We start from the raw sequence: 23344 nt of genomic DNA on the forward strand, positions 1-23344 counted from the left end.
GCCGCATTCCCATGGTCGGTCCGCCGCGCCGGAAGTCACCGTCTTCATCGACCGTTGGTGCGATCCCCGGGCCGCGTCGGCGCGGCGGCGGGTTGGACCGGCAAAACAGGTAAATGTTCGTTAACCAGATGCCGGGAAGCCAGCGGTGGAATTTCCCCACCGATTCCCGGAAACCGCAACCGACCATTGCGCAAAACCGCCCGAGCGGGCCTCGCCTTCGGCGCACACCCGCTGCCCAGCGCTCGCGAACACCGGAAAAGCCCTGCACACCGAGCCTCCGGTAACGGCGCCAGCACCGCGCGAATTCATGCGAAAAAGATTTCGCCGAACCACCGGTTCACCACGCAAACTTTCCCGGTTTTCCCGGTGGCCCGGCGCATCAACACCGTTTCCGCCCCGCTTTCCGGTCATTCCCGCCGAGCAATACCGACCACCGCCCGGACCGCGCACCGGAGCGGCCCCGCGGCGCGGCCGACCCACACCCGGGCACCGGCTCCGCACAATCACCTGCCCGGGTGGGCGCGGCGAAAGTGAGAACAGCCACACCCGGCCGCGAGCGTCAGGGCAGCTGCAGCGTCTGCACCGGCGACTCCTGCCGGGAGAGCGGGATCTCGTACCGCTGGGTCAGGTACACCGCCAGGTCGTGGAACAGCGGCCCCGCGGACCTCGCCTCCGGTGTGCCCGCGGAGGGGGCGTCCAGCATCAACCCCACCACGAACCGGGGGTTGTCGTCCGGGACGATCCCGGCGAAGGTGATCCAGTAGTCAGAGTGGCTGTAGCAGCGGCACTCCGGATCGATCTGCTGGGCCGTGCCGGTCTTGCCGGCGATCTGGTACCCCTCCACGCCGGCCTGCGGCGCGGTCCCCTGCTGCCCCGGCTCGTCCTGCACCACCGCCTGCAGCATGTGCCGCACCGTGCGGGCGGTTTCCGGGCTGACCACCCGGATCCCCTCCGGTCGCGGCCGCTCCACCCGGGTGCCGTCCGGTTTGATCTCGGCGGCGATCACCCGGGGCGGGATCCGCACCCCGTCGTTGGCGATGGCCTGGTACATGCCGGCCATCTGCAACACGGTCATCGAGAGCCCCTGGCCGATCGGCAAGTTCGCGAAGGTGGTCCCGGACCAGTCCTCCGGCGCCGGCAGGTAGCCACCGCTCTCCCCGGGAAGCCCGGAACCGGTCTTCTCCCCGAGCCCGAACTTGCGCGCCAGCTCGTAGAACCGCTGCTCGCCGAGCTTCTCGGCCACCATCAAGGTGCCGACGTTGGACGATTTGGCCAGCACTCCGGTGAAGGTCATCGGCACCGTGCCGTGCTCCCACGCGTCCCCGATCACCCGGTCGGCGACCTTGATCGACCCCGGCACCTGCAGCACCGTGTCGGGCTGGACGATGCCGTCCTCGATCGCCCCGGCGGCGGTGATGACCTTGTTGACCGAGCCGGGCTCGTACGGCGTGGTCACCGCCGGGTTGCCGGTGTGCTCGTTCCAGGGGCCGTTGGGGTCGAACGTCTTGTCGTTGGCCAGCGCGTAGATCTCGCCGGTCTTGGCGTCCAGCACGACCCCGCTGGCGCTGCGGGCACCCGCCCGCTGGGCGTAGTCGGCGAGCTTGGTCTGCAGCACGTACTGCAGGTCGGAGTCGATGGTCAGCTCCACACTGGACCCGGGGGTGGCCGGCTCGAGCTCCTCCGTCCCCGGGATCACCAGGTTCGAACTGCCCATGGCGGTGTCGGAGACCTTGACCCCGTCCTTGCCGGCCAGCAGCGAGTCCAAGGAGTACTCCAACCCCATCTGGCCGCGGACCTTCTGCTCGTCCATGCGCCAGTTCGCCGCACCGATGATGTTCGCCGCGACCTCACCGGCCGGGTACTCGCGAGTGGCCCGGTACTCGGCGCCGATCTGCGGGTACTTCTCGATGATCTGCCGCGCCTTGCCGGGATCCACCTTCGGTCCGAAGTAGGTGAACGGCACGTCGGAGTTCAGCGCCTCCAGGACTTCCTGCTCGGTGATCTGGTCGCCCAGCACCTGGTCGATGTAGCGGGCCATCTCGGCCTTGTACTCCTGCGGGCTGGGCCGACTGGGATCGTTGGCGTGGGCTTCCGCCAAGTCCTCGGTGAGCATGCGCGGATTGGCGTACAGCTGGCGGGCTTCCCCGCTGAACGCCAGCAGGTTGCCGTTGCGGTCCATGATGGACCCGCGCTCGGCGGGGATCGGCTCCTTGGTGACCCGCTGCTTCTCCGAACGCTCGGAGAGAGCGCTGGCTTGGAAGCCCTGGATCTGGATCAGCTTGCCGCCGGTCGCCAGCAGCAGCACCACCATGATGATCCGGGCGACCCGCAGCCGCCGCGCACTGCCGGCGACATCGGTGCGCGCGGTGCGCCGCCCCCGGACCAGCCGCGTCGTGCGCTTGCCCATCAGGGCGCCTCCGCCGGCTCCGGGTGCGAGGGCTGCGGCGCGGGTGGCGCCGGCACCACCGGGCCGGAGTCGGCCGACTCCCCGACCGGCAGCACCGTGCCGTCCGGTTGCACCACCAGGTGGATGGCCGGCGGGCCCGGTCGCATGCCGAGCTCCTCCGCCCGCCGCTGCAGCACCGCGGGCGAGTTGAGCTGGCTGACCTCGCGGATCAGCTCTTCCTTGCGCTCGCTCAGCTCGTTGACCCGGGCCTCGGCCTGCTGCAGCTGGTAGCTGCCGCTGACCGCGGCGATGGACAGCCAGAGGATGGCGGCCAGTCCCACGCCCAGCACCGACATCACCACGACGACCATGGACACCCGGGAGTGGGTGACCTTCTCCTGCAGCTGCCTGGCCTTGCGGGTGGCCGCCACGGTCGGCTTCCGACCACCGCCCGCCTGGCGCTTGCTGGGCCGACGGGAGAGCTCCCGCAACGACCGCTCCCGCCGCTCCTCCCGGCGCGCGTACGCGCGTTCCCCGGCCGCGGAACGCGTTCGCCGCCGCTCACCGGTGCGCGGCGCGGGCTTCTTCCCGCGTGTCGGTGCTGTCATGCCGTCTCCCGGAATGTGCGGGGATCAGTTGCTGCCTGGAACCCGGCACCGCCCTGCTGCTGTCCGCGGCTCATCGGACCTCCCCGATCCGCTCCGCAGCGCGCAACCGCACCGAAGCGGCCCGCGGGTTGGCCGCCACCTCGTCCTCGTCGGCGAGTTCCGCCCCGCGGGTGAGCATGCGGAAGTCGGGCCCGTGCCCGGGCAGTTCCACCGGAAGGTCCACCGGGGTCCGCGATCTGGTGCGCTCGACGAGCGCCCGTTTGACGATGCGGTCCTCCAAGGAGTGGTAGGACATCACGACGATGCGGCCGCCCACCGCCAGCGAATCCAGCGCCGCCGGCAGTGCTCGGCGCAAGACGTCCAGTTCGGAGTTGACCTCGATGCGCAGCGCCTGGAAGGTGCGCTTGGCCGGGTGGCCGCCGCTGCGCCGGCTCGCCGCCGGAATGGTGTCGTAGAGCAGCTGGACCAGGCGCGCGCTGGAGGTGAACGGCTCCTTGCGCCGTTCCCGCACGATCGCCGCGGCGATCTTGCCGGCGAACCGCTCCTCGCCGTAGGTCCGCAGGATCCTGGTGAGGTCCTCGGCCGAGTAGGTGTTCAGCACGTCCGCGGCGGTGCGCTCCGCGGTCGGGTCCATCCGCATGTCCAGCGGCGCGTCCTGGGCGTAGGCGAACCCCCGGTCGGCTTCGTCCAGCTGCAGCGAGGAGACCCCCAGGTCGAACAGGGCACCGTCGACTTCGGACACGCCCAGGCGGGAGAGCACGTCGCTCCACTCGTCGTAGACGGCGTGCACCAGGTGGAGCCGGTCGGAGAAGGGCTCCAGCCGTTCCCCGGCCAGGCGCAGCGCCTCGGTGTCCCGGTCCAGGCCGATCACGGTGAGCTCGGGCAAGCGGCGCAGCAGCGCCTCGGTGTGCCCGCCCATGCCCAGGGTGGCGTCCACCAGCACCGCTGGTTTCCCGGCCAACGCCGGCTCCAGCAGTTCAGCGGTGCGCTCCAGCAGAACCGGGATGTGCCGCTCCGCGGCGGTGCCGGCGTGCATTTCCTCCTCCTGAGCTTGCCGGTCGTCATGGGGTCGACGGCGATTGCTGTCGATCATCGCGGCCTCCCCCCTCCGGCCACACATGACATCACGGCCAGCGCGCCCCACCGGCGTGCGGTGCCCGAACACCCGCCGCCGCGGATCCCGTCAGGTCCCCGCCCGCTCGCTGCCTCCTGGCGCCGGGGAAGATGCACCAGGCGAGCAGTGGCCGAGCGGACCGAGGCCTCACGAAATCCGCGTCCGGACAACGGGGCGTCAGAACACCCCCGGCAGCACCTCCTCCTGCGCTGCGGAGTACTCCTCCTCGTGCTCGTCGAGGTAGTCCTGCCAGCGCTGGGCGTCCCAGATCTCCAACCGGTTGATCGCGCCGATGACCACGCACTCCTTGGACAACCCGGCGTACTGGCGCAGCTCCGAGGTGATCGAGATCCGCCCCTGGCCGTCGGGCTGCTGCTCGTCGGTGCCGGCGAACAAGTAGCGCTGCCAGGCCCGCACCGCCTTGTTGGCGAACGGCGCCTGGGCGACCTTGCGGGCGATCTGCTCGAACTCCTCGCGCGGGAAGACGTAGAGGCAGTGGTCCTGTCCCTTGGTGACCATCAGCCCCCCTGCCAGTGCTTCCCGGTACTTCGCCGGGAGTGTCAGTCGCCCCTTGTCGTCCAGCTTGGGATGGTGGGTACCGAGGAACACCCGGCGCACCTCCCCTGACCGAACACCACCGATGTCCCGGGCCACCCCGCGGACGCGGTCACCACCGGGCCGGCCGCTGCCCCAAGCCGGTGCCTCCGAGGCCGACGACGCAGCGACCGCGGAAGCAGTGGGACAACCATTTGCCCCACGGCGCCCCACCCTACCCCACTCCGCACCAACGTCAACACGACACGAGCCGGTTCCCTCGGCCGTACACCCACCGTTTGCACTGGTGAGCACGCGTGGGGCGAAGTGGGGGACCACGCCTGGGGGCAACAGTTGATCAACATCCGGAGCGCGCGGTTATGCTTTCGCCGGCCCGCGGTCCCGCCCCCCACCGCATCGGCGGTGGTCGACCAGCACAGCCACCCGGACACCCCCCGGAGGTCGGGCAAGGGTGCCCCACAGCGCACGCCGGTTTGGCACACTGCATGGGCGCTCTGGTGTAGAGGGCGGGATCGGTTCATCGCGGCTCGTCCGCTGCGCGGACGCGGTCCCGCAAGTCGCAGGAGGTGGCGTGACGCCCAAAGCTCAACTGTCCGGCACGTCTACCACCAGCTCGGCCACCGAGGAACCGATAGAGCTCGACGAGGTGTACAGCACCGTCCAGCGGATCGCCGACAACGTCGGCCAGGTGCTGGTCGGCAAACCGGACGTGGTGCGCATCGCCCTCGTCACCCTGCTCGCCGAAGGCCACCTGCTGGTCGAAGACGTGCCCGGGGTCGGCAAGACCTCGCTGGCCAAGGCCTTGGCGCGCTCCATCGACTGCACGGTCAGCCGCGTCCAGTTCACCCCGGACCTGCTGCCCAGCGATCTCACCGGGGTGTCCATCTACAACCGGCAGACCGAGAACTTCGAATTCCGCCCCGGACCGGTGTTCGCCAACATCGTCGTCGGCGACGAGATCAACCGGGCCTCCCCGAAGACCCAGTCCGCGCTGCTGGAGTGCATGGAGGAGAACCAGGTCACCGTGGACGGCCGGACCTACGAGCTGGCAGCGCCGTTCATGGTGATCGCCACCCAGAACCCGATCGAGATGGAAGGCACCTACGCTCTTCCAGAGGCGCAGCGCGACCGGTTCACCGCCCGGGTGTCCATCGGCTACCCGGACCCCCAGGCCGAGCTGGCCATGGTCGACGAGCACGCCGCCCAGGACCCGCTGGCCGAGTTGCGCCCCGTCACCGACGCCGAGGAAGTGCGGGCGCTGCTGAAGGCGGTCCGGCACATCCACCTCTCCACGGAGATCCGCCGGTACGTGATAGAGCTGGTCAGTGCCACCCGGGAGCTCCCGGAGCTGCGGTTGGGCGCCTCGCCCCGCTCGACGCTCCAGCTGGTGCGCACCGCCCGGGCCCAAGCAGCCCTCGCCGGCCGGGACTTCGTCATACCCGATGACGTGCAGGCGGTGGCCGTCCCGGTGCTGGCCCACCGGCTGGTGCTGACCAGCGAAGCCCGGGCTGCTCGGCGCACCGCCTCGGACCTGGTGCGCCAGCTGTTGAACCGGATCGCTGTGCCGCGCGGCGACAAGGGCTAGAGGTAGGAGTGCGATGTTCTCCGGGCTGACCATTCGCGGGCGCTGCCTGCTGGCAGCTGGCGTGGCAGCCGGAGCGTGCGCACTGCTGCTGGACGAGCGGGACCTGCTGCGCTTGGCCGCGTTCATCATCTCGCTGCCGCTGCTGGCCCTGCTGCTGACCAGCCGCACCCGGTTCGCGGTGCGCGGCAGCAGGTCCGTGGACCCGTCGCGAACCCCCGTCGGCTCCCCGACCACCGTGCGCCTGGAGTTGACGGGCGCTAGCCGGCTGCCGCTCAGCGGCCTCGCCCTGGAGGACAAGGTGCCGTGGACGCTGGGCGGTTCCCGCCAGTTCCGGGTGCACGACCTGGCCCACTCGGGCACCACCCTGGCCTACACCGTGAAGCCGGTGCTGCGCGGGATCCACCACATCGGCCCGCTGCAGGCCCGGATCGGCGACCCGTTCGGGCTTTCGGAGTTCAACCGCGAACTGGCCGAACCCAGCCGCCTCGTCGCGGTGCCCGAGGTGTTCACCCTCACCGACTTCCCCGCCGGCTTCGGCACCGCCGACTCCGCTTCCTCCGGCACCGCCCAGCGGCAGGCCGGCCACGGCGAGGACGACGTGATGGTCCGCCAGTACCGGCAGGGCGACGACATCCGGCGGGTGCACTGGAAGGCCACTGCCCGGCGCGACGAGCTGATGGTGCGCGCCGAGGAGCACCCCTGGCACGGCGGGACCACCGTGCTGCTGGACCGCCGGTCGGCCGCCCACCGAGGCAGCGGTCCCCACTCCAGCTTGGAGTGGGCGGTGTCCGCGGCCGCCAGCATCTACCTGCACCTGCAGCAGCACGGCAAGCAGGTCGAACTGATCACCGAGGACGGCCAGCAGATCTCGAACGCCGGCAGGCCGGGGCAGGCGCCGGGAGCGGCGACGCTGGAGGCGTTGGCGGCGCTGCGCAGCTCCCCCCGCCGGGACCTGGTCTTCCCCCGCGACCCCGGCAACGGCCAGCAGCTGATCGCCGTCCTCGGCGAGATCAGCCCGGCCGGGGTGCGCGAACTGCTCCGGCTGCGTCCCCGGCACGCCCGCAGCTCCGCCATCCTCCTCGACGCGCGGAGCTGGTCGGGCGGGGGCAGCTCCGCCGTGGTGTCCGAGGCGGCCGGACAGCTGCGGGCAGCCGGGTGGGCGGTCGAGGTGGCCTCGGCGAGCACCCCCGTCCCCCGGGTTTGGCAGCAGTTGTGCCAGAGCAGCACCGTCGGATCGGAGGCCGTGTCGTGACCGCCTGGACACCGCGCCTGCGGCTGAGCCCCACCTCGGTGGCGACCTGGGCTGGGGCTCTTTCCGTGCTCGGCGCCGCCACTTCGCTGGCCGGGGTGTTCTCCGACTGGCGGTGGCTGCTGCCGACGGTGGTCGCCGTGGGCGTGGTCGCCGGCATCGGTGCGTGGTCCCGGAAGTTGCGGGTCAAGCCGGCGTTGGGCGTCCTGGCCCAGCTCGGCGCCCTGCTGGTGGTCCTGAACACCGCGTTCACCGAGCACGGGTGGCTGGGCGCCGTGCCGGGCCCGGCGTCGATCGACGAACTGCTGTCCCTGCTGGACCAAGCCGTCGAACTGGTCCGCACCGGAGTTCCGCCCGCGCCCGCCGACCCGCCGCTGCAGTGCCTGGCCACCCTCGGTCTCGGTCTGGTGGCGGTGCTGGTCGACCTGATCGTCGTCGTCTTCGGCAGCCCGGCGGTGGCCGGTCTGGTGCTGCTGTGCGTGCTGGCGGTTCCGGCCTCGCTGTCCGGGGACATGCTGCCGTGGTGGTCCTTCGCGGCCGGCGGCCTCACCTTCACCCTGCTGCTGGCCTGCCGCGGGCAGCACCGCAAGGAGCAGCAGGAGCACCAGCTGCAGCGGACCGAAACCCTGTTCGGCCGCACCGCCGCCGTGGTGGCCGGAACGGCCACCGTGCTGGCCCTGCTGGCGGGAGTGGTGTTCACCGGGGTGGGCACCGAAGGGCGGCTGCCCGGGGAGAGCCCGGCCAGGTTCCGGGCCGGCAGCGGAATCGGCTTGAAACCGTTCACCTCGTTGCGCGGGCAGCTCAACCGGGAGCAGCAGGTCGAGCTGTTCCGGGTGCGCGGCCTGTCGGAGCCCACCTACCTGCGGGCGATCACGCTGCGCAAGTTCAACCCCGAACGCGGGTGGGAACTGGACGGGCTCACCCAGGGGGTGGACGCGAGCCTGGAGCTCCCGCTGCCGGAAGGCACCACCATCAACAACGGCCGGCACTACCGGGTGGAGATCGAACCCACCGGGTACCGCGACCCGTGGCTGCCGATCTTCGGGGTGCCGTCCTCGGTGTCCGGGATGGGTCCGAACTGGCGCTACGACCCGGCGGCCGGCATCGTGTTCACCCAGACCACCCAGGAGAGCCGCCCGTACGTGGAGCAGTTCACCCTGCCCACGCCGACGGCCACCGACCTGCGCACCGCGCACGGGCCGCTGGCGATCGCCCCCGCCTACCTGGACACCACCGGGGTTCCGCCGCAGATCACCGAGCTGGCCCAGCGGTTGACCAGCCAAGCCCCCACCGACTTCGACAAGGCCGTCGCCATCAACCGGTTCTTCACCGAGCCGGAGAACGGTTTCGTCTACGACGTGCAGACCGCACCGGAGGCCGGCACCGATGCGCTGACCCACTTCCTGTTCCAGGGCAAGCGCGGGTTCTGCGAGCAGTACGCCTCGGCGATGGCGGTGCTGCTGCGCGCGGTGGGCATCCCGTCCCGGGTGGCCGTCGGCTTCACCCCGGGCTACCAGGACGGCGAGGAGCGGGTGATCACCACCGACGACGCGCACGCCTGGGTGGAGGCGTACTTCCCGGGGTGGGGTTGGCAGATCTTCGACCCGACCCCGCTGCAGGACGGCCGCGGCTCGGTTCCGCAGTTCCTGGAGCAGGAGCTGAACCCGGCGCCGCCGGAGGAGAGCAGCGCGCCGTCCCAGTCCGAGACCGATCCCCGCAGCCCGGAGGCGCAACCGGAGCAGCCTGCTGACCAGGAGCAGCAGGACGCCCGGCGCCCGGTGGTCGAGGAGGACGGCGGCGGGTGGCTGACCGCGACCGCGGGCGTGGTGCTGCTGGCGGCCCTGCTCGGGCTGCCGGCCCTGCTGCGCGAGCTGCGGCGGCGCCAGCGGCTGCAGGCCATCAACGCCGGCTCGCCCCGCGCGGCGAGCATCGCCTGGCGGGAAGTGCTGGACGAGTTCCGGGACCGGGGCACCGAACCGGCTGCCTCCGCCACCGCGCGGGCGCTGGCCCGCGACCTGGTCGACCGGCACCAGTTGGACGAGCAGGCCGCTGCGGCGCTGGACGAGCTGGTGCGGGCGGTGGAGCGGGAGTGGTACGCGCCTTCCCCGGCGAACAACTCCGCCGGAGGAGTGCTGGAGGCGCTCAATACGGTCGTCGGGTTCCTGCGCCGGACCGATCCACTGCCCTGGCGGGCCCGGTTGTTCCCACCGTCGCTGCTGGCGGCCGTGGCACCGCGGCGGGTGGAGAAGACCACCGGGGCGCGGTGAGCCGAGCCTCGGCAGGAGCACGTGCAAAACCGGGGGCAGGGCTCGTGCCCCACCCCCGGTGGTGATCAGTCCGGTGCGCCCGTGCCCGGCGGCTACTGCTCGAAGCGCCTGCGGAAGCGCTCTTCCATTCGCTGTGCGAACGAACTCCGGCCGCCCGGGTTCTTGTGCTTGCGGCTCGCCCGGCTGCCGCCTACGCCTTCCGGTGCTTCATCAGCGCTTTCTCCGCCGCCTCGGAAAGCGGAGAGCAGCATGACAGCTCCGCCGAACATGACGAGGAACCCGAGAACGCTGACCACCGGGATGTCGGCTGGCTTGACCGGTATCACCACACCGAGCACCAACAGAATCAAACCCAGCACGAAAACGGCGATGCCCTGCAGCCGCCGACGACGAGAAGGACGGTGGAATCCTCCTCCCCGCACGGTGGACGCGAATTTGGGGTCCTCGGCGTAGAGCGCGCGCTCGATCTGGTCGAGCAATCGCTGCTCGTGCTCGGAGAGTGGCATGGCTTCTCCTCCGGCACAGGTCTATCGGTGGCGCCGGAGCACCCGGAAGCTAGTCCGGCACCGGCGAACGCTTGGGGGCGTCACTATCGAGGATACGGTTCCCGTGACGCGACGACTACCCGGTCCCTGGAAGAGAAAAGGGGCAAGGTAGCCGACATCATCCCGTTGGGGCAGTGGCTCGGGACTTACCCCTTCCCAGGGGTCAGCGCTCACTCGGCAGGGGTGTGCGCGATGGCGTGCAGCCGGGTGGCGATGTCGCGCAGCGGGGGCTGGCCGGCGGCCGCCAGTTCGAGCTCGTCCAGCGCCTCGCCCGTGGCCGAGTTCTTCTCCGCCGCGGAGCCGGGCACCAGGTCGCTGAACACCCCCTGCCCTTGCAGGAGCTTGACCTCCAGCCCGGCAGCGCTCAGCAGCTCCCGCAGGCCCTCCGCGTCGAAGCGGCGCTGCAAGGTGTCGCTGTCGCTGCTGGCCTTGCCGTCGGTGGCCTGCAGCACGTCCAGCGCCTCGGCGAAGCGACCGGCCAGCACCCGGCTGAGCACCGCCGCGTACCGGTTCGACACCAGCACCGAAACCGCCCCGCCGGGCGCGGTGGCGGCGGCGATGGTGGCGAGCGCCTCGGCCGCGTCGTCGACCACTTCCAGCAGGCCGTGCGCCAGCACCAGGTCCGCTCCCCCCGCGGGGCTGAGCGCGGCCAGCGCATCGGTGTCCCCCTGCAGCGGGGTGATCAGGTCGGCCACCCCCGCGTCGGTGGCCCGGCGCTGCAGCGTGGCCAGCGCGTTCGGGCTGGGGTCCACCACCGTCACCGAGCAGCCCGCCAGCGCCAGGGGCACTGCCCACACTCCGCTACCGCCCCCCACGTCCAGCACATGGGGGCGTGCACCACCTTTCCGTCGGCGCGCATCGGCCAGTTCCGCTTCCAGCACCCGGTGGACGGCGTCGGCTCTCATGGTTAGCAGCCTAATGCCGCGTTCGCGGCGCCCTGGAAAGACGTGCGGATCATCAATCGCCCGAAGCATCCCACTTCGCACTCGGTTTCCGTAGGCTACGAGCGTGCAGACGGTGGCAGTGCTCAGCCTCAAAGGCGGCGTGGGGAAGACGACCGTGGTGCTCGGTCTCGCGTCGGCGGCCATGCGGCGCGGCGTGCGCACGCTGGTGGTCGACCTCGACCCGCAGTGCAATGCGACCGCATGCTTGGAGCCGGAGGACACCGGGAGCGGTCTCAACGAAGTCCTCGCCGATCCGCGGCCGGCCGTGCTGCGCTCGGCGATAGCCGGCAGCGCGTGGGGCGAAGAAGTCGACGTGCTGGTCGGCTCCGAGGACGCAGAGGTCCACAACGGACACCACGAGAGCGGTCAGCTGACCCGGCTGACCGAGGCGCTGTCCGAACTGGGCACCCTGGTCGACGCGGGGGAACTGCCCTACCAGCTGGTGCTGTTGGACTGCCCGCCCTCGCTGGGCGGTTTGACCCGCTCCGCGCTGGTGGCCGCCGACCGGGCGCTGCTGGTCACCGAGCCCACGATCTTCGCGGTGTCCGGGGTGCAGCGCGCCTTCGAAGCGGTGCAGGCCGAGCGGGAGAAGAACAACCCGCGGCTGCAGCCGCTGGGCGTGGTGGTCAACCGGGTGCGGCCGCGCTCCCACGAACACCAGTTCCGGCTGCAGGAGCTGCGGGAGATATTCGGGCCGCTGGTGATGCCGGTGGCGCTGCCGGACCGGTTGGCGGTGCAGCAGGCCCAGGGGGCTTGCCTGCCGATCCACCAGTGGGGCACGCCCGGGGCGCGGGAGGTCTCGCTGGCCTTCAACGTGCTGCTGGCCCGCACCCTCCGGGCCGGGCGGACCCGCTACTACCCCGAGGAAGACGAAGAGGACGAGCAGCTCGCCTGAGCGGCTCCGCGAGAGGCGGTGATCGGCCGTGCCGGAAGGGGACACCGTGTTCCTCACCTGTCACCGCCTGCACGGGGCGCTCGCGGGGCGCGTCCTGTCCCACGGGGACCTCCGCCATCCCCGGCTGGCCTTGGTGGAGCTGGCCGGGCGGCGCTTGACCGAGGTCCGCCCGGCGGGCAAGCACCTGCTGATGCGGTTCGACGACGGCCACACCCTGCACAGCCACCTGCGGATGGACGGCGCCTGGCACCTGTACCGCCCCGGCGACCGGTGGCGGCGCCCCGCCCACCAGGTCCGCGCCGTGCTGGCCGTTCCGGAGCGCACCGCGGTCGGCTTCCACCTGCACGACATGCACTGGTTGCCCACCGACCAGGAGCACCGGCTCATCGGCCACCTCGGCCCGGACCTGCTGTCCCCGGACTGGGGGCCGGAGCTGGAAGCCGAAGCCGTCCGCCGGCTCACCGCCGATCCGGGGAGGGAACTGGGCCTGGCCCTGCTCGACCAGTCGGTGATGGCCGGGTTGGGGAACCTGTACCGCACCGAAATCTGCTTCCTGCTCCGCCGACGGCCCGACACCCCGGTTTCCGAAGTGGACCCGCAGCGGGTGGTCCGGCTCGCCCGGGAACTGCTGGTGCGCAACGCTTGGCGACCGCAGCAGTCGACCACCGGGGAGTTGCGGCCCGGCGCGCAGCACTGGGTCTACGACCGGCGCACCTGCCTGCGCTGCGGCAGCAGGGTGCGCCACGGCGAGCAGGGCAGCGGGGTGACCGCGCGGGAGACCTACTACTGCCCGGTGTGCCAGCGCTAGCGGAGCTTCAGCGGGAGTCCCGCAGGTCGGCGAGGCTGCGCAGCAGCGGGTAGACCAGCACGATGCCGACCGAACCCCACACCAGGCCGGTGATCCGCAGCTCGCCCACCGACAGGGTCAGGTCGCCGACCCCGGCGATCACCGCGGTGCCCAGCACCGCGAGGTTGACCGGGTCGTGGAAGTCGACCCCGGCGTTCATCCAGATCCGCACACCGACCATGGCCAGCAGGCCGAACAGCACCAGGGTGGCTCCCCCCAGCACGCCGAGCGGGATCGTGTTGAGCAGGGCGCAGAACTTCGGGCAGAACGACAGCACGATCGACGCCAGCGCCGCCACCAGGCACGCCGCCGTGGAGTAGACCCGGGTGGCCGCCATGACCCCGATGTTGGCCGGGTAGCTGCTCAACGCCGATCCACCGACCCCTCCGGACAGGGCCGCGGCCAGTCCCCCGCTGATCAGCGCGTCCCCGGCGTGCGGGTCCAGGTTCCTGCCGCTCATCTCCGCCACCGCTTTCAGGTAGGCGAGGTGCTCTGCCACCAGCACGATCACCAGCGGCAGCACGAACGGCATGACCGAGAGGTGGATGTGCGGGGACATCAGCTGCGGTGCCGCGAACCACGGCGCCGCGCGCAGTTCTTCGATCCGCTGCGGGTTGATGTCGTCGGAGACCACCGCGGCCGCCCAGCCGACCAGCACCGCGATGAGCACCGACAGGCGGCGGGCCAGGCCTCGGCTGAAGACGATGAGCAGCAGCACGGTGAGCAGGGTCAGTCCGGCCGGCACCGGCTGCTGGTCGAAGGAGGACACCGATTGCGGGGCGAGGGTGAGCCCGACCATGAGCACGATCGCCCCGGTGACCACCGGCGGCAGCGCTGATTCGAGCAGCCGCACCCCGAGGGCTTTGACCGCGACACCGACCGCGACCACCACCAGCCCGACGACCATGATCCCGCCGAGCAGGGCTCCTGGTTTGGCGCCGACCTGGTCGACGGCGGTGTTCAGCGGGACGACGAAGGCCACCGAGGCACCGAGGTAGGCGGGGATCCGGTTGCGGGTCAGCACCAGGAACAGCAGCGTGCCCGCTCCGGAGAGGAGCAGGGTGGTGCTCACCGGGAAGCCGGTCAACAGCGGCACCAGCGTGGTGGTGCCGAACATCGCCAGCAGGTGCTGGACGCCGAAGCCGACCGTGAGCGGCCAATTGGCCCGCTCGCGGGAAGAAACTACGGCGTTGTCCTCCAGGTGTCGACCGTTGCCGTGCACGGTCCACAACGCCACATCGTCCTCCCCGGCGAGCCCTCAAGCGCTAACACTTCAACGGCACGTAGCGACAAGAGGGAGATTACTATTTGGCATCACACAATCAAACTAACTCGCCGAAGTGAAAGCAAAAACAAAACTACGAGCAGTGAGAACTCACCTGTGCTGCTCCGGCGGACGGGTGGGGTCGGTGGGCGGCAGCTGGGAGGTCGAGCGCAGTTCGCGCAGCCCGCTGGCCAGCCCGGCCAACCGGTCCGCGGCGTCCTGCAGCAGGTGCTTCTGCTCGCTCACCCCGCTGGCCGCCACCGCGCGACCGGCCGCGGCGACGATGCCCCCGTAGCCGTCCACGCCTTCGTCCAATTCGGCCCGCAACCGGCGGATGTCCTCCTGCAGCGCGGGCTTGTCCGCTTCGGGGGCGTGCTTGAGCGCCGCTTCGACCGCGGTCAACCGCTGCGCCACCTGGCGCAGCTCGGCGGCGGCGCTGTCGGCCGTGCGCTGGGTGTCGGCGACGAGCTCGGCCGCCCCCGCGCTGTTCAGCTGCCGCAGCGCGGAGTGCAGGGCGCGTTCGGCGTCCCGCAGGCGCTGCACGGGTTCGCGCGCCTGCGAGCCTTGCGGCGGCAGTGCGGCCGGCGGTGGCCCCGGCGGCGGCAGCGGAGTGCGCTTGAGCCGGAAGTACCTGGCTCCCGCGCCGACCGCGCCGATACCGGTCGCCACCGCCAGACCACCCAAGCCGAACGTGGTGATGTCCTGCGCGGCGGGGAGGAAGGCCCAGAACGAATCAGCCGCGGCGGAGGTGACCGCCCCAGCACCGAGGACCCCGGTGCTCACGGTTCCCGCAGTGGTGGCGCGCTTGGCCCGGCGGCGCTGGCGCAACAACCGGGCCCGCGGATCCCGCCACTGGGCGAACTTGTTGCGGACCTGCTCGAAAACGGGGCCGCACAGCTGCTCCAGGGCGGCTTCCCCCCACTGCACGATCTCCTGGCCGCGGGGTTTCACGGGACGTCCCTCAGGCCTGCCCGGCTTGCGGGTTCTGCTGCTGTTGCTGCTGCGCCGGGTTGGGGGCCGGCGCCTGCTGCTGGCCACCGGTGATCTGCTGCTGTTGCTGGCCGCCGGACACCTGGTTGTTGCCGGCGTTCATGGAAGCGCGCAACTGCGCCAACCGGTTGGCACCAGCGGCGTCGAGGGACGCCTGCTGCACCTCCAGCAGCCGCCCCTGGGCGCTGTTCTTGGCCAGCTCGGCCTGGCCCAGCGCGGTGCTGTACCGGCGCTCGATCTTGTCCCGGACCTCTTCCAGCGACGGGGTGCTTCCCGGCGCGGAGAGCTCGGTCATCTGCCGCAGCGAGTTGGACACCTGCTCCTGCATCTTGGCCTGCTCCAGCTGGCTGAGCAGCTTGCTGCGCTCGGCCAGCTTCTGCTGCAGCATCTGGGCGTTGCGCTCCACGGCCTGCTTGGCCTGCTCAGCCGCCTGGATCGCCTGGTCGTGCAGGGTCTTGAGGTCTTCCACGCTCTGCTCAGCGGCCACCAGCTGGCTGGCGAGCTGCGTCGCGGTCTCCTCGTAGCGCTGCGCCTTGGCCTCGTCCCCTTCGGCCCGGGCCTGGTCCGCCATCGTCAACGCCTGCTTGGCGGAGGCCTGCAGCTTCTCCACCTCGCCGAGCTGCCGGTTCAGCTTCATCTCCAGTTGCCGCTGGTTGCCGATGACCGAGGCGGCCTGCTGGGAAAGCGCCTGGTGCTGGCGCTGCGCTTCTTCGATGGCCTGCTGGATCTGCACCTTGGGATCGGCGTGCTCGTCGACTTTCGACGAGAACGACGCCATCAGGTACTTCCAGAACTTCGAGAACGGGTTGGCCATCTCCTCCGCCTGCCTTCTCCTACTGCTCAGCTGCGTCGGACACACCGCCGCCGGGCGCGCCCGGTTCTATCGTGTCAGGTCAGCTTGCCAGCTTCCACCAAAACGGGTACATCTCCGGGTTTTCCCGGATCTGTCCCCAAGATCGAACCAGGTGCCGCTCGGCCGGCGACACCGGGGTCTCCCCAGTGTCAGGCAGCGACGACGACCTTGCCGGCGGTGCGGCCCGGAGCGCTGATCCGCTGGCTGAGCACCGGCTGCAGGCGGCCACTGCCGTCGGAGGCCTTGACCTCGCCGTCCGCGCCAGCCCCCTCCAGCTGCTTCTCGGCCGTCTCGGTCTCCGCGAGCTGGGCGCCGACCAGGCTGGGCACCGGCGCGTCCTGCGTCGGCCGCTGCTGCACCACGGGGGCGGTCACCTTCGAGGCGTCGAGGTCACCGGCAACGGTCACGAGCAGTTCCGGCAGCGGGAGGTCGAGGGCTTCGCAGATGGAGGCGAGCAGTTCGCTGGATGCCTCTTTGCGCCCCCTCTCCACCTCGGAGAGGTAGCCGAGACTCACGCGGGCAGCGCGCGAAACGTCCCGCAGGGTGCGGGACTGAGCGGTCCGAGCGCGGCGCAGCCGTTCACCGACCGCTTCCCGCAGCAAAACGGTCATCGCACGCCTCCCTTCCTCCGTCGCTTCGCGTGCGCGACGCGCCCCCTACGTTACTCATCCAGAAGCCGAAAGGAGAACGATCGCAAGGAAGTCCGCCCAGGGCGAACGTTTCCCGACGCATGCCAGCCGGCCTGCCCCAACTCGTTTCCGGAGCGTATAGCCTCACGTCCGGTCAACGAAGCAGCTGCCCGAAGTGTTCCAACGCCACCCGAACGGCCGCAGCCCGGATCATGTGACGATCACCACCAGACTGCAGGGTGTGCCCAGAATCACCGCCCGGACCTGCGATCCCGATGTGCACGGTGCCCGGCGCGACCCCGTCCTGCGGGTCCGGCCCGGCCACTCCGGTCAAGCCCACGCCCCAGTCGGCACCGCAGCGCTCCCGCGCTCCTGCGGCGAGCTGCCGCGCGACCTCCGGGTCCACCGCACCGCGCTCGGCCAGCAGCTGCCGGTCCACCCCGGCCAGCCCGGCCTTGAGGTCCGTCGCGTAGACCACCAGGCCGCCGCGCACCACCGCACTGGCCCCGGGCACCTCGGTGAGCACCGCGCACAGCAGGCCGGCGGTGAGCGATTCGGCCGTGGCCACGGTCTGCCCGCGCTGGCGCAGCTGCTCCAGCACGTCGGCGACCTGCTCGCGATCGACCCCGAGCGCTTCGGCGATCACGAGGCCCCCGCCCGCTGCCCGGAGATGCGCAGCCGCACCGCCCGCACCGCGTAGTCGACCCCGGTGACCACGGTGACCAGCAGCGCAGCCCCCATCAGGACGAGCCGGAGCACCCCGCCGGACGGATCGACCGGCAGCAGGTACAGGCAGATCGCGACGATCTGCAGCAGCGTCTTGAGCTTGCCGCCCCGGCTGGCGGCGATCACGCCGTGCCGGATCACCCAGAACCGCAGCGCGGTGACCCCGAACTCGCGGCCGAGGATCACCCAGGTCACCCACCAGCCGAGTTCGCCGAGCATGCTCAGCGCCACCAGCGCGGACCCGGTGAGCGCCTTGTCCGCGATCGGGTCGGCGATCTTGCCGAAGTCGGTGACCAGCCCGCGCCGGCGGGCCAATTCCCCGTCCACCCGGTCGGTGATCGAGGCGAGGACGAAGATCGCGGTGGCGACCAGCCGCCAGGTCGAGTCCTGCCCGCCGCCCCAGAACAAGGCCACCAAGAAGAGCGGGACCAGCACCAACCGGGAGATGGTCAGCACGTTGGCGATGTTCAGCAACGGCACCGGAGCGGAACCGCCCTGCGTTCCCGGAGCTCTGCCGTCGGCGGCCATACCTACCCCTCGGACCGGTTCGCGTCCCCGACCGGGCGCACCACCAGGTCGACCCCGTCGGTGTCCACCACCTGGCAGCGCAGCACCTCACCCACCTGCACGGGGCCGGGGTCGGTCACGAGGCACTCGCCGTCCACTTCCGGTCCTTGGTGCTCGGCTCGTCCGGCGCACTCCTCGCCCACGCGTTCCACCAGCACGTCCACTTCGGTGCCGATCCGGTCCTCCGCCCGCTGCACCACGAGTTCGTCGACCAGGTCGGAGAGGTGGCCGACCCGCTCGTCGACGACGTCCGGGTCGACCTTGTCGGCGAACCCGGCCGCTTCGGTGCCCTCCTCGTCGGAGTAGCCGAAGATCCCGACGGCGTCCAGTCGGGCCCGGGTGATGAACTCCGCCAGTTCGGCGAAGTCCTCTTCGGTTTCGCCGGGGAAGCCGACGATGAAGTTGCTGCGGATGCCGGCTTCCGGCGCCAGTTCGCGGATCTGGTCGATCAGCTGCAGGAACGACTCGGTGGAGCCGAACCGGCGCATCCGGCGCAGCACGGAGTGGCTGGCGTGCTGGAAGGAGAGGTCGAAGTACTTGGCGACCCCTTCGGTTCCGGCGATGGCGCGGATCAGGCCGGGCCGCATCTCGGCGGGCTGCAGGTAGGAGACCCGCACCCGCTCCACCCCCGGCACGGCGGCCAGCTGGGGCAGCAGCTGCTCCAGCGCCCGCGGGTCGGCGAGGTCCTTGCCGTAGGAGGTGGAGTTCTCGCTGACCAGGAACAGCTCCTTCGCCCCCTGCTGGGCCAGCCAGGCCGCTTCGCCCAGCACTTCCTCGGGCGGCCGGGACAGGAAGGAACCGCGGAAGGACGGGATGGCGCAGAACGAGCAGCGGCGGTCGCAGCCGGAGGCCAGCTTCAGGGAGGCCACCGGGGAGTCGTCCAGGCGCCGGCGCGCCACGCCCCGCGAGGTCGGCACCCAGCCGTGCCCGGGGACCGCCACCCCGTTGGCCGCGGCGGCGGGCCGCTCGACCGGGGTGATGGGCAGCATCTTGCGGCGGTCGCGCGGCTGGTGGGCGGGGATGGTCTTGCCGGCCAGCACGTCGTCGAGCCGTTCGGCCAGGTTCGCGTAGTGGTCGAAGCCCAGCACCGCGTCGGCTTCCGGCAGGTGTTCGGCCAGTTCGGCCCCGTAGCGCTCGGCCATGCACCCGACGGCGACGACTTTCGCCCCGGTGTCGGCGGCGGCCAGCAGGGTGTCGACCGAGTCCTTCTTCGCCGATTCCACGAAGCCGCAGGTGTTGACCACCACGACGTCGGCCTGTTCGGGGTCGGCGAGCTCCCAACCGGCCTGGTCGAGGTTGCCGGCGAGCTCCTCGGAGTCGACTTCGTTCCGTGCGCAACCGAGCGTGACCATGGCGACTCGGCGCCTCGCCTGCGAGTCTGCTGGGACGGATTGCTGCTCGATTGCCATAGCCCTGAGCCTAACCTGCGGGTGTTCCGCCCCGAGCACCGCCGGAGAGCTGCGCCGACCAGCGGTTGGTCCGCGTTGGAAATGTCATGGCAGGTGGTGATCTGCACCGGTGGCGGCGCTACCATGACACCCATGAATGATTATTCGGCGCCGAAAATAATAATTCGGCGGGCGCGCACGAGCGACGTCCGCCCGATCAAGGCGCTGATCGACATCTACGCGGGCAAAGTCCTGCTCGCCAAGGAACTGGTCACTCTCTACGAAGACCTCCAGGAGTTCTGGGTGGCCGAGCTCAACGGTCGCATCGTCGGCTGCGGTGCCCTGCACGTGCTGTGGGAGGACATCGCCGAGATCCGCACGGTCGCCGTCGACCCGGCGGTCAAGGGCCGCGGCGTCGGGCACCTCCTGGTGACCCGGCTGATCGACCTGGCCCGGGAACTCGGACTGGAACGGATCTTCGTGCTCACCTTCGAAACCGAGTTCTTCGGCCGCCACGGGTTCAAACCGATCGACGGCACCCCGGTCAGCCCGGAAGTGTACGAAGAACTGCGCCGCTCCCCCGACGCCGGGGTCGCCCAGTTCCTCGACCTGGCCCACGTCAAACCCAACACCCTGGGGAACACCCGCATGCTGCTGGAACTGGACCAGCACCCGGCTGGCCGATCGGGTGTCCACCGTTGATGTAAACCACGCCCGAGCACCGGGCGATCGTCATCTGCAGCCGATATAACACGGGCAGTGATCAACTCCGAGTCGAGGGGAACGCCCGTGGTCATTCGAAGCGCATCCGCCGCTGTCGCCGCAACCGCCTGCGCCCTGCTGCTGACCGCCGCGCCCGCGCACGCCGAACTCAGCCAGCGCGAACTGCACGCGGTCACCGACGAGTACCTCTTCGGCGTCCCACTGCCCGAGTTCACCGAGATCCGCGCCGAACGGCCCCACGCCGACCAGCTCGACTGGGACTCCGACGGCTGCTCGCTGTCCCCGGACGAGCCGTTGGGCTACTCGTTCCTGGAGAGCTGCCACCGGCACGACTTCGGCTACCGCAACTACCAGCGGCAGGAGCGGTTCACCGAGGACAACCGGTTGCGCATCGACGTCCAGTTCCGCACCGACATGCGCTCCACGTGCGGCACCGACCGGCTGTGCCAGGCCACCGCCGAGGTGTACTACCTGGCGGTGCGGGAGTTCGGCGGGATCGCCAGCTCCACCGCCGAGGCGATCGACAACGCCCAGATCCGCCCGGTGCGCGACGAGTCCGGTCGGCTGCTCGAATACCGGGCCCGCACCGCGGGAGGTGCCGAAACCGCGGTCCCGGTCGAGCCCTGACCCCGCCTGGAACGCGCGACCGCCGCCGGCGCTCCACATCGGAGCCGGCGGCGGTCCGTCCCAACTGGACGACACGGCGCGACTCGTCGATCAGCCGTCCTCGTCGGCGCTGCCGCCGCGGATGGCGATCAAGGTGTTCTCCAACTCCTCCGGCTTCACCAGCACTTCGCGGGCCTTGGACCCTTCGGAGGGGCCGACGACCCCGCGGGACTCCAGCAGGTCCATCAACCGACCGGCCTTGGCGAACCCGACCCGCAGCTTGCGCTGCAGCATCGAAGTGGACCCGAACTGGCTGGTGACGACCAGTTCCGCGGCCTGCAGCAGCAGGTCCATGTCGTCCCCGATGTCGGCGTCCACCTGCTTCTTCGACCCCGACTTCCCGCTGGTGACCCCGTCGGTGTACTCCGGTTCGGCCTGCTCCTTGGTGAACGAGACGACCCGCTGGATCTCCTCGTCGCTGACGTAGGCCCCCTGCACCCGGACCGGGCGGGACGACCCCATCGGCAAGTACAGGGCGTCGCCCATGCCGATCAGCTTCTCCGCACCGGCCTGGTCGAGGATGACCCGGGAGTCGGTCAGCGAAGAGGTGGCGAACGCCAACCGGGACGGGACGTTGGTCTTGATCAACCCGGTCACCACGTCCACCGAGGGCCGCTGGGTGGCCAGGACGAGGTGGATGCCGGCGGCGCGGGCCTTCTGGGTGATCCGCACGATGGCGTCCTCGACGTCGCGCGGCGAGGTCATCATCAGGTCGGCCAGCTCGTCGACGATCGCCAGGATGTACGGGTAGGGCCGGTATTCCCGCTCGCTGCCGGGCGGGGTGGTGATCTCCCCGGACTTGACCTTGCGGTTGAAGTCGTCGATGTGCCGCACCCGGCTGGCCTGCATGTCCTGGTAGCGCTGCTCCATCTCCTCCACCAGCCAGGCCAGCGCGGCGGCGGCCTTCTTCGGCTGGGTGATGATCGGGGTGATCAGGTGCGGGATGCCCTCGTACGGGGTGAGCTCGACCATCTTGGGGTCGATGAGGATCATCCGCACTTCTTGCGGCGTGGCCCGGGACAGCAGGGACACCAGCAGCGAGTTGACGAAGCTGGACTTGCCGGAGCCGGTGGACCCGGCCACCAGCAGGTGCGGCATGGCGGCCAGGTTGGCGGTCAGCATGCGGCCTTCGATGTCCTTGCCCAACCCCATCACCAGCGGGTGCGAGTCCTCGGCCGCTTCCGGGGAGCGCAGCACGTCGCCCAGGTGCACCATTTCCCGGTCGGTGTTGGGAACTTCGATGCCGACCGCGGACTTGCCGGGGATGGGCGCCAGCAGCCGCACGTTGTCGGTGGCAGCGGCGTAGGCGATGTTCTTGGTGAGCGCGGTGATCTTCTCGACCTTCACCCCGGGACCGAGTTCGACCTCGTAGCGCGTGACGGTCGGGCCGCGGGTGAACCCGGTGACTTCGGCGTCGACCTTGAACTGCTCGAGGACGCCGTTGATCGCCTCGATCATGGCGTCGTTGGCCTTGCTGTGGCTCTTCGGCGCGGAACCTTCGGTGAGCAGTTCCAGCGGCGGGAGCTTGTAGTCGCCTTCCACGTCCCGGCTGCGCTTCGGCTTCCCGCTGCTGCGCGCCGGTTCGGCGGCGGTGGTGCGAGCCGCGGTGGCCACCGGCTCGGGTTCGGCCTTGGGGGTCTTCGCCGGCTTGGCAGCTGGTTTCGCCACCGGCTTGGTGCTGGGTTCCTCGGCGGGTTCCGGCGCGGTTCCGGCCGCCATGGCGGCTTGCCGGCGGCGGGCCGGTCGGCGGAGCTTGACGGTGGCGGCGGTGTCCGCCTTCTCCTCCTTCCCCGCGCTGTTCTTGCGCTGCTCCGCTTCGGCTTCCTGGCCGAGCTGGCGCAGCTTGGTGGGGATTTCCCGCAGCGGTGTTCCGGTGCTCACCAGCAGCCCGAAGAACCCGACGAGCAGCAGCACCGGCACCGCCACCCACGCGGTGAGCCCGTAGGCGAGCGGGCCGCCGGCGACGAACCCGAGGGCACCGCCGGCTTGCGTCCAGTCCTTCGGTTCGAGCGGTGCGCCGCCGAAGATGTGCAGGTTGCCCTGCACGCAGGCGCCCAGCAGGAGGTTGCCGAGGACGATCTGCGGCCGGGCTTGCGGGTTGTGCTCGGTGCGCATCAGCACGATCGCGGCGCCCAGCAGCACGAGGGGCAGCGCGATGGCGGCGGAGCCGATGATGAACCGCACCACCCAGTCGAACCAGTGGCCCACGGGACCGCCGGCTTGCCACCACACGCCGGCGGCGGCGATGACGGCCAGCCCCAGGTACAGCAGGGCCAGGCCGTCCCGGCGGTGGGCCGGGTCGATCTCCTTGGTCTTGCCCACCGCGCGCACGACGGTGCCCACGCCGCGAGCGAGGCTGGAACTGCCGGCGCGGGACCGGCGGGGCTTGGTGCGGGAGCCGGAGCGGCTGCGCGTACTGCTGCGGGTTTTCGCCGGTCCGCGGGTTTTCGCGGTGGATTTGCTGCTGCTCGTCTTGCGGGTACGCGTCGAGCCCGTGCCACGATTCGTTGTCCGGCTCGCCATGCTTGACACGGTAGCTGGCG

General features: G+C 70.7%; 21 protein-coding genes. 7 read left to right on the plus strand and 14 right to left on the minus strand.

Annotated elements, in window-relative coordinates:
• Nucleotides 1–559: 559 nt before the first annotated feature.
• The 4 genes from SREC43747_RS0100870 to mraZ form a co-directional block, all read right to left on the minus strand.
• Nucleotides 560–2407 carry a peptidoglycan D,D-transpeptidase FtsI family protein gene (locus tag SREC43747_RS0100870; RefSeq protein WP_029719263.1) on the minus strand — a complete coding sequence of 616 codons (1848 nt, stop codon included), beginning with the start codon at nucleotides 2405–2407 and terminating at the stop codon, nucleotides 560–562.
• On the minus strand, nucleotides 2407–2994 hold the full coding sequence (ftsL, locus tag SREC43747_RS0100875) for a cell division protein FtsL (RefSeq protein ID WP_051387491.1): 588 nt from the start codon (nucleotides 2992–2994) through the stop codon (nucleotides 2407–2409). The genes SREC43747_RS0100870 and ftsL overlap by 1 nt, the downstream gene beginning before the upstream one ends.
• A gap of 70 nt (nucleotides 2995–3064) precedes the next feature.
• On the minus strand, nucleotides 3065–4087 hold the full coding sequence (gene rsmH, locus SREC43747_RS0100880; RefSeq protein ID WP_408005211.1) for a 16S rRNA (cytosine(1402)-N(4))-methyltransferase RsmH: 1023 nt from the start codon (nucleotides 4085–4087) through the stop codon (nucleotides 3065–3067).
• A gap of 198 nt (nucleotides 4088–4285) precedes the next feature.
• Nucleotides 4286–4717 (minus strand): division/cell wall cluster transcriptional repressor MraZ, encoded by a 432-nt coding sequence (gene mraZ, locus SREC43747_RS0100885; RefSeq protein WP_029719266.1) that lies wholly within the window; start codon nucleotides 4715–4717, stop codon nucleotides 4286–4288.
• A 577-nt stretch (nucleotides 4718–5294) separates the two neighbouring features.
• Between mraZ and SREC43747_RS0100890 the strand changes: the two genes are divergently transcribed.
• Genes SREC43747_RS0100890 through SREC43747_RS0100900 form a run of 3 tightly spaced genes read left to right on the plus strand, consistent with a single transcriptional unit; the run spans nucleotide 5295 to nucleotide 9764 of the window.
• Nucleotides 5295–6248, plus strand: coding sequence for an AAA family ATPase (locus SREC43747_RS0100890; protein ID WP_408005214.1), 954 nt, complete (start codon nucleotides 5295–5297; stop codon nucleotides 6246–6248).
• Between the two features lie 13 nt (nucleotides 6249–6261).
• A complete protein-coding gene (locus SREC43747_RS0100895; protein ID WP_029719268.1) occupies nucleotides 6262–7500 on the plus strand; it encodes a DUF58 domain-containing protein in 1239 nt (412 codons plus the stop codon).
• Nucleotides 7497–9764 (plus strand): transglutaminase TgpA family protein, encoded by a 2268-nt coding sequence (locus SREC43747_RS0100900; RefSeq protein ID WP_236622952.1) that lies wholly within the window; start codon nucleotides 7497–7499, stop codon nucleotides 9762–9764. The genes SREC43747_RS0100895 and SREC43747_RS0100900 overlap by 4 nt, the downstream gene beginning before the upstream one ends.
• A gap of 92 nt (nucleotides 9765–9856) precedes the next feature.
• On the opposite strand, the gene SREC43747_RS0100905 is transcribed toward SREC43747_RS0100900, so the two are convergent.
• Both SREC43747_RS0100905 and SREC43747_RS0100910 read right to left on the minus strand, forming a co-directional pair.
• A complete protein-coding gene (locus tag SREC43747_RS0100905) occupies nucleotides 9857–10270 on the minus strand; it encodes an SCO2097 family morphological protein (protein WP_029719270.1) in 414 nt (137 codons plus the stop codon).
• Between the two features lie 209 nt (nucleotides 10271–10479).
• Nucleotides 10480–11214, minus strand: a complete 735-nt coding sequence (locus SREC43747_RS0100910; protein ID WP_029719271.1) for a class I SAM-dependent methyltransferase — start codon at nucleotides 11212–11214, stop codon at nucleotides 10480–10482.
• Between the two features lie 103 nt (nucleotides 11215–11317).
• On the opposite strand from SREC43747_RS0100910, the gene SREC43747_RS0100915 reads away from it, so the two are divergent.
• Nucleotides 11318–12148: a ParA family protein gene (locus SREC43747_RS0100915; RefSeq protein WP_029719272.1), complete on the plus strand. Its 831-nt coding sequence runs from the start codon at nucleotides 11318–11320 to the stop codon at nucleotides 12146–12148.
• A gap of 28 nt (nucleotides 12149–12176) precedes the next feature.
• Entirely contained in the window at nucleotides 12177–12956 is a 780-nt protein-coding gene (locus SREC43747_RS0100920) for a DNA-formamidopyrimidine glycosylase family protein (protein WP_029719273.1), read from the plus strand.
• 7 nt (nucleotides 12957–12963) lie between these two features.
• Here the strand turns inward: SREC43747_RS0100920 and SREC43747_RS0100925 are convergent, their stop codons facing one another.
• The 7 genes from SREC43747_RS0100925 to rimO all read right to left on the minus strand — a co-directional run bounded on the left by SREC43747_RS0100925 (nucleotide 12964) and on the right by rimO (nucleotide 19433).
• Nucleotides 12964–14232, minus strand: coding sequence for a uracil-xanthine permease family protein (locus tag SREC43747_RS0100925; protein ID WP_029719274.1), 1269 nt, complete (start codon nucleotides 14230–14232; stop codon nucleotides 12964–12966).
• A 138-nt stretch (nucleotides 14233–14370) separates the two neighbouring features.
• A complete protein-coding gene (gene pspM / locus SREC43747_RS0100930; protein ID WP_051387492.1) occupies nucleotides 14371–15210 on the minus strand; it encodes a phage shock envelope stress response protein PspM in 840 nt (279 codons plus the stop codon).
• Nucleotides 15211–15220: 10 nt separating this feature from the next.
• On the minus strand, nucleotides 15221–16063 hold the full coding sequence (locus SREC43747_RS0100935; protein ID WP_029719276.1) for a PspA/IM30 family protein: 843 nt from the start codon (nucleotides 16061–16063) through the stop codon (nucleotides 15221–15223).
• Between the two features lie 188 nt (nucleotides 16064–16251).
• Nucleotides 16252–16713, minus strand: a complete 462-nt coding sequence (locus SREC43747_RS0100940; protein ID WP_029719277.1) for a helix-turn-helix domain-containing protein — start codon at nucleotides 16711–16713, stop codon at nucleotides 16252–16254.
• A 172-nt stretch (nucleotides 16714–16885) separates the two neighbouring features.
• The gene (locus tag SREC43747_RS0100945) at nucleotides 16886–17377 is read right to left on the minus strand and encodes a CinA family protein (RefSeq protein WP_029719278.1); all 492 of its coding nucleotides are present in this window, start codon (nucleotides 17375–17377) and stop codon (nucleotides 16886–16888) included.
• Entirely contained in the window at nucleotides 17374–17985 is a 612-nt protein-coding gene (gene pgsA / locus SREC43747_RS0100950; RefSeq protein ID WP_029719279.1) for a CDP-diacylglycerol--glycerol-3-phosphate 3-phosphatidyltransferase, read from the minus strand. Before pgsA ends, SREC43747_RS0100945 begins: the two co-directional genes overlap by 4 nt.
• Before the next feature lie 2 nt (nucleotides 17986–17987).
• Nucleotides 17988–19433, minus strand: a complete 1446-nt coding sequence (rimO, locus tag SREC43747_RS0100955; RefSeq protein WP_037331117.1) for a 30S ribosomal protein S12 methylthiotransferase RimO — start codon at nucleotides 19431–19433, stop codon at nucleotides 17988–17990.
• 132 nt (nucleotides 19434–19565) lie between these two features.
• Between rimO and SREC43747_RS0100960 the strand changes: the two genes are divergently transcribed.
• Together SREC43747_RS0100960 and SREC43747_RS0100965 are read left to right on the plus strand one after the other, a co-directional pair.
• Nucleotides 19566–20114, plus strand: a complete 549-nt coding sequence (locus tag SREC43747_RS0100960) for an amino-acid N-acetyltransferase (protein ID WP_029719281.1) — start codon at nucleotides 19566–19568, stop codon at nucleotides 20112–20114.
• An 87-nt stretch (nucleotides 20115–20201) separates the two neighbouring features.
• Nucleotides 20202–20762, plus strand: a complete 561-nt coding sequence (locus SREC43747_RS0100965) for a phospholipase (protein WP_029719282.1) — start codon at nucleotides 20202–20204, stop codon at nucleotides 20760–20762.
• A 90-nt stretch (nucleotides 20763–20852) separates the two neighbouring features.
• Here the strand turns inward: SREC43747_RS0100965 and SREC43747_RS0100970 are convergent, their stop codons facing one another.
• On the minus strand, nucleotides 20853–23324 hold the full coding sequence (locus SREC43747_RS0100970; protein WP_081722357.1) for a DNA translocase FtsK: 2472 nt from the start codon (nucleotides 23322–23324) through the stop codon (nucleotides 20853–20855).
• Between the last annotated feature and the right edge of the window lie 20 nt (nucleotides 23325–23344).

Origin of the sequence: Saccharopolyspora rectivirgula DSM 43747 (genome assembly GCF_000497205.1) — a bacterium.
Lineage (GTDB): Bacteria > Actinomycetota > Actinomycetes > Mycobacteriales > Pseudonocardiaceae > Saccharopolyspora > Saccharopolyspora rectivirgula.